Source organism: Candidatus Magnetominusculus dajiuhuensis (assembly GCF_046044395.1).
Lineage (GTDB): Bacteria > Nitrospirota > Thermodesulfovibrionia > Thermodesulfovibrionales > Magnetobacteriaceae > Magnetominusculus > Magnetominusculus dajiuhuensis.
The window spans coordinates 1-5,377 of sequence record NZ_JBJUSG010000181.1 but is presented as its reverse complement, the minus strand read 5'-3'; the positions used below and the strand labels follow the sequence as shown (position 1 = coordinate 5,377).

At 47.4% G+C, this 5,377-nt stretch carries 6 protein-coding genes; all 6 read right to left on the bottom strand.

Features of this window, described 5'->3' with window-relative positions:
• Positions 1-22: 22 nt before the first annotated feature.
• Complete coding sequence (locus AB7D94_RS16310) at positions 23-328, bottom strand: DUF4276 family protein (protein ID WP_420267095.1); 306 nt, start codon at positions 326-328, stop codon at positions 23-25.
• Complete coding sequence (locus AB7D94_RS16305; RefSeq protein WP_420267094.1) at positions 321-1,403, bottom strand: AAA family ATPase; 1,083 nt, start codon at positions 1,401-1,403, stop codon at positions 321-323. The genes AB7D94_RS16310 and AB7D94_RS16305 overlap by 8 nt, the downstream gene beginning before the upstream one ends.
• A gap of 96 nt (positions 1,404-1,499) precedes the next feature.
• A complete protein-coding gene (locus tag AB7D94_RS16300) occupies positions 1,500-2,021 on the bottom strand; it encodes a Uma2 family endonuclease (protein ID WP_420267093.1) in 522 nt (173 codons plus the stop codon).
• Positions 2,022-2,082: 61 nt separating this feature from the next.
• Positions 2,083-3,234 (bottom strand): M20 metallopeptidase family protein, encoded by a 1,152-nt coding sequence (locus tag AB7D94_RS16295; RefSeq protein WP_420267092.1) that lies wholly within the window; start codon positions 3,232-3,234, stop codon positions 2,083-2,085.
• The gene (murJ, locus tag AB7D94_RS16290) at positions 3,231-4,802 is read right to left on the bottom strand and encodes a murein biosynthesis integral membrane protein MurJ (RefSeq protein ID WP_420267091.1); all 1,572 of its coding nucleotides are present in this window, start codon (positions 4,800-4,802) and stop codon (positions 3,231-3,233) included. The genes AB7D94_RS16295 and murJ overlap by 4 nt, the downstream gene beginning before the upstream one ends.
• Positions 4,803-4,815: 13 nt before the next feature.
• A complete protein-coding gene (locus tag AB7D94_RS16285) occupies positions 4,816-5,238 on the bottom strand; it encodes a hypothetical protein (protein WP_420267090.1) in 423 nt (140 codons plus the stop codon).
• Positions 5,239-5,377: the final 139 nt, after the last annotated feature.

The window sequence follows — 5,377 nt, the reverse complement described above, 5'->3', positions numbered from 1 at the left end:
TAGGGATGCCCTCGCAGGGAAATCAACGGGTGTAGTTATTTAGACGCTTACGTTGTTTCGCCTCTTTAAGACCAGGCCAATCACCCTTGATGCCATAGAAATCAACAATAAGGGTCAGATAGGTGTCCCGCCTCTGTTTTAAATGAAGATTGATATCATTCTTTACCCTGTCGAATTTTACGTCTCCCCCCTTCTGTCCCGGCTTGGAAATAACAATCGGCGTCATAATAACACCTTTTTCAAATAGGTAAGGCGCCAACATATCGGCAACAAATATTTTTTCGGTTGTCCCCTCCACAAGTGCCACAATTTCAGCGTAATCACTCATAGACCGGCCCTCCGGAAATTACATTCTTGCTCCAGAGTTCACCGACAGAATAGGTTTCCAGCCAGACATTGAAGTCCTTTTCCTGCAATCTCTCAAAGGTTGACGCGCCATCTCTCCGATTTACAACAATGACATCCTCAACGCTGAAATGATCAATGAGCGCCGGAGACTGAGTGGCAATTATCAACTGGGTGCGTTTGGATGTGTTTTGAATTAGTTCCGCGAGTATAGAAATGGCCGATGGATGAAGACCAAGCTCAGGTTCATCAATGATGATTGTAGACGGAGGATCAGGTTGCAGCAACGACGTTGCGAGGCAAATGAATCGGATTGAGCCATCGGATAAGTGGGTTGGCCGCATTGGGTAATCATTGAGCCCTTTTTGCCGCCAGTCGAGCCGCAACTTTTCATGGATATTTGGTTCAAGAATAAAATCATCAAAAAAAGGAATGACCAGTCGAACTGTTTCAACAATCTCGCTATAAACACCAGGGGCACTTACTTTCAATCGGAACAAGTAAGGAGCGATATTCGAGGCATCCATGAATAATGCCCCGGCATGGCCTTGATCGTGATACCGTCGCATTCCAGATTCGTTACTGGTATCGTGAAAGTGATAGATTTTCCATGAACAGATCGCATTGTAGGTATACCAAGAAGCCGTCTCTATATTTTTTTTATCGGTTAAGAGACCAGGATTGAAATTCCCGCTCCCAAGATTTCGCGTTGCGTTATAAGGAAAATAATGGCGTTGTTCGTTATTAATGAGAAAAAAACCATCTTGGGTAGGAGCTAATTCAAAATCATAGCCATTCAGCCCAAAGACCATTCTGACAGTAATAGATTTTGTTAGTTTCGTACCACCAAAAAGATATGAATCAGCATTACCGGCAACATACTCTTTTAGGCCATCTGATTTCATCATGGCGGAAATCATGCGGAAAAATTCTACAAAATTACTCTTTCCCGCACCATTTCCGCCGATGATAACATTCAGATTTCTCAGCCCAAAATCATTCAACTCACGAATAGATTTAAACCCATTTATCGTCACTTTATCAAGAGAGCTCCCCATTTACATGTCCTCCTTTTTGGGAATGCGCAATGGTGACGGGGGAATGGTTAGTAATTATAGGGACACATCCCAATTATACCCCAATTATACCCAATTTCAGTCCTCGAAAATGTCTTTGATATTGACTTGAAGCCCCTCGATGACCTTAGACGTAACCACGCCCTCAATCTCTGCGATGGAGTGTGTTTTGTATATATCGTTGTCAAGAGTTAAAATCTCAATGGCATCAAGCTCCGGTACGACTATCCAATACTCCGGCACTTTGTATTTTTCATAGAGACCCCTTTTAACTACCATATCCATTTTGTAAGTCCCATGTGATACAATCTCACAGACCATATCCGGTACGCCACGAATCCAGTCCTGCTCTATGGCCACATTCTCTTTTCGGATAAACAGTATATCGGGTTGAAGGCGGTTAATCCCTTCTTCTAAGATTACGTCAAGAGGGGAGAAGTATAATTCGCCTAAGCCTTTGGCCTCAACATGGCGGTCTATTATTCTATTGAGCCTCTTTGTTATTTTTTGGTGTTTCCTAAAAGGGCTTGGCGACACAACTTCCTCCCCGTTGATAATCTCCGTTAAGTCTAAATCTCGTTCGATTGTAAGTGTTTCCATGATTATATTCTACCTTCACCCTGACGGGTTTGTCTATGCCCTATTTCCTGGGCGTGGGGATTCAGCCCGCTCTGGTCGCTAATTTTCCTATCTCAATGCGTACGGCACGGGCCATGAACTCCGCGGCGGTCTTCATGGCCTCTTCGTCGAAGTCAAAGTGCTGGCTGTGAAGCGGGAATTGTTCATGTCCCTTTTTGCGCGCACCGAATCGTACGAAACACCCTGGTATTTTCTCAACAAAAAAGGCGAAGTCCTCCCCTCCCATGCTTGGCGTTGGGAGGATTACCACGTTATCGCTTCCGGCTGCCTCCTGTGCGGTCTCAAGCTGTCCGGCGTGATTTATCAACGGCGGGTAGCCGTCATGAATCCTGACGTCTATTGTCGCGCCGTGCATAGACGCAAACGATGACGCAAGCCCCTTGAGCCTTTCAAATATCAACTGCCTTGTAACGTCATCAAGCGTCCTTATCGTTCCCCTTAATATGGCATGTTCTGCTATGACATTGTTTACAGTGCCTCCTGTAATTTGTCCTATTGTAATAACAGCCGGTTTCAGAGGGTCAACACTGCGCGAGACAATGGCCTGAATCTGCATTACCATCGAACAGGCGATGACAACCGCGTCTATGGCCTCGTGAGGGCGGGCCGCGTGGCCGCTTCGCCCGGTAATTTCCACATCGAAGCCGTTAGTGTAGGCGGTGTTTACGCCAGGCGTCAGGATAATCTTCCCCGCGTCGTAACGAGGATCTATGTGGCCTGCGAATATGGCGTCTACACCGTCAAGGATGCCCCCTTCTATCATAGGCTTCGCCCCGCCTGAACCCTCTTCATTTGGTTGAAATATGAAAACGACACGGCCTTTCGGCGGGTCTTTCCTAAGAAGATATGCCGCTCCAAGTACAATAGCCACATGCCCGTCATGCCCACAGGCGTGCATAACCCCAGCGTTCTCCGACGAAAACGACAGCCCCGTACACTCAGTAACAGGCAGGGCGTCCATATCGGCGCGCAGGGCAACCGTCGGCCCATGTGTACCAAGAACGCCGACTACTCCAGTTTGGGCAACGCCCGTCCTGAACTCAATGCCAAGTTCAGTAAGTTTGGCCGCAATCAGCGCCGCGGTCTTGTGCTCATTAAACCCCAGCTCCGGCTGCCTGTGGATTTCCCGCCGAATCGCCCTCATCCAATCAAATAGATTCTCTATTGCCATCATACTCTCCCGAAAACCTTTCTTTTAACCATTTTTGCAATATAATCAACCTCTTCGCTTTTTAGTACATGTGCGGCGGCAAAATAAACCGCCGTGCATAATCCAATTATAAAGGTAAGGTACAGGGATTTCACAAGAACATGCCCTGAGCTGTCCCACTGTCTGAAATTCACCAGATACCATCCGACAACACCCATGGACAGAGAGGCCAGAAGCGTCTTCATAAACGACCACACAATGCCCCTGACGGCAATATGTTTGAGCTTCTTGTTGAGGAAATAAAACAGGATAAGAAAATTTGCCGAAGACGACAGGGCATTGGCCAGTGCCAGGCCGGCAAATGACAGGTGCTGCATCAGGATGACACTAATAGTGATATTTATGATAAGCGTGAAGGCGGCAGCCCTGACGGGTGTCTTCGTATCCTGCATGGAATAAAACGTCGAGGCAACGACACGCACGCCAACCATAGCCCAAATCCCCGCGCAATAACACAACAGTGCCGTCGTAGTGCCCCGCACTGCCTGATAATCGAAGTGCCCGTGTTGAAACAGGACGTTTACAATGGGTTCACTCAGCGAAATTAGTCCTATCATCGAGGGGATGGTAATCGAAAAGAGGAGTCTTAATGAGAATGTAAAATCCTTTGTGAGGTTGTCAAAATCCCCTCTGGCCGCGTGTTCAGACAGCGACGGCAGGATGGCCATCCCCATGGCCACTCCAAATACGCCTACCGGAAATTGAATCAGGCGCATGGCATAATAGAGATACGTAATGCTGCCCGTAGGCAGATAGGACGCTAGTATGGTGCTGATAAATATGTTTAACTGCGAAACTGCCGTGCCCAATGTGGCGGGCAGGATTAGTAGGCCTATTTGTTTCAGGCCGGGGTGTCTGAAGTTAAAACATGGCTTTAATGAGAATTCGTTTTTATAGAAAGTGGGCACCTGTGAGGCAAACTGAAAAAATCCGCCAATCGTAACCCCTATTGCGACGGCGACTGAGCGGTCGGCTAAACCAAAATATAACGCGGCTATCGTAGAGATTATTCCGACATTAAACCATGCGGAGGCCATTGCCGGCACAAAAAATATCTTCCGCGAATTTAACGCCCCCATGACGATGGCCGAAATGCTGACAAAAAATAAAAAAGGAACCATTATACGGGCAAGAACGACTGTCTGGGTGAACTTTGCCGGATTAGAGGAAAACCCCGGGGCTATGAGATTCACTACTTGAGGGGCAAAAATAATCCCTGCCAGGCAGACCAGTCCCGATAGGATGAAGATAAACGTGAAGGCCACCCTGACTAACTCAGAGACGGCTGACTGTCCCTTAGTGGCGTTATATTGCGAGAGAACGGGGATTACGCCGGATGACATCGAGCCTTCGGCAAACAGCTCCCTTAACAGGTTGGGCACCCTGAATGCCACAAAAAAGGAATCGGACAGTCCACTGGCACCCAAAAACCGGGCTACGATCATGTCTCTGACAAACCCCAGCAAACGGCTTATCGTGGTGGCAGCGGTCATGGAAAGAGCTGACCTTGCTATGGCGCTTTTTTCAGTCACATTTCTCTGGCGGTCACACTTCTCTGGAGAAACCGACCGCGTTTTTCAAGGCCCGCCTGGCGTCTTCAATGGACAGGCCATCTTTGAGAAACCCAAGCGTGAGGGTAGTAAGTATCGCCCGCAGCATATCAACGAAGTTGACGTTATCCAGTTCAAGGGAATATAAGAACTCTGTGCTTGTAAGGGTCTTTTTCAGCTCCAGGTCATCGGGTAGCCGCGCATGGATGAATCTGCTGTATGTCAGGACTGTCTGATTTGTGGCAAGCCAGTAAAACAGCGTATAGGTGTAATCCACATAGAAGTTAGTAGAATAGTCGTCCATGTTGAAGCTGGAGAGGGTTGTAAGAACCTCCTCCCTCAGGTCTTTTCTATAATCTTCTATTGAATAGTTTACCTCACCGATTATGACCTGCAGAGGCGAAAACTTCCAATCCATATCTATCTGTCCTTAAGTGATGTCAGCCGCATCCTCAGGATAGGTTATATTATAAGTCTTAGCCGTGTCAAGTGCCCGCCAGCGTTTGTCGTACCAAAGTAGAAATGTCCTATTCTTACCAAAATAGAAATGTCCTATT

What these genes read in the sequence shown, in the direction of transcription:
- AB7D94_RS16295 (WP_420267092.1), bottom strand. Translation starts at nt 3,234, where the DNA reads ATGATGGCAATAGAGAATCTATTTGATTGGATGAGGGCGATTCGGCGG.
- AB7D94_RS16305 (WP_420267094.1), bottom strand. Translation starts at nt 1,403, where the DNA reads ATGGGGAGCTCTCTTGATAAAGTGACGATAAATGGGTTTAAATCTATT.
- AB7D94_RS16310 (WP_420267095.1), bottom strand. Translation starts at nt 328, where the DNA reads ATGAGTGATTACGCTGAAATTGTGGCACTTGTGGAGGGGACAACCGAA.
- AB7D94_RS16300 (WP_420267093.1), bottom strand. Translation starts at nt 2,021, where the DNA reads ATGGAAACACTTACAATCGAACGAGATTTAGACTTAACGGAGATTATC.
- AB7D94_RS16285 (WP_420267090.1), bottom strand. Translation starts at nt 5,238, where the DNA reads ATGGATTGGAAGTTTTCGCCTCTGCAGGTCATAATCGGTGAGGTAAAC.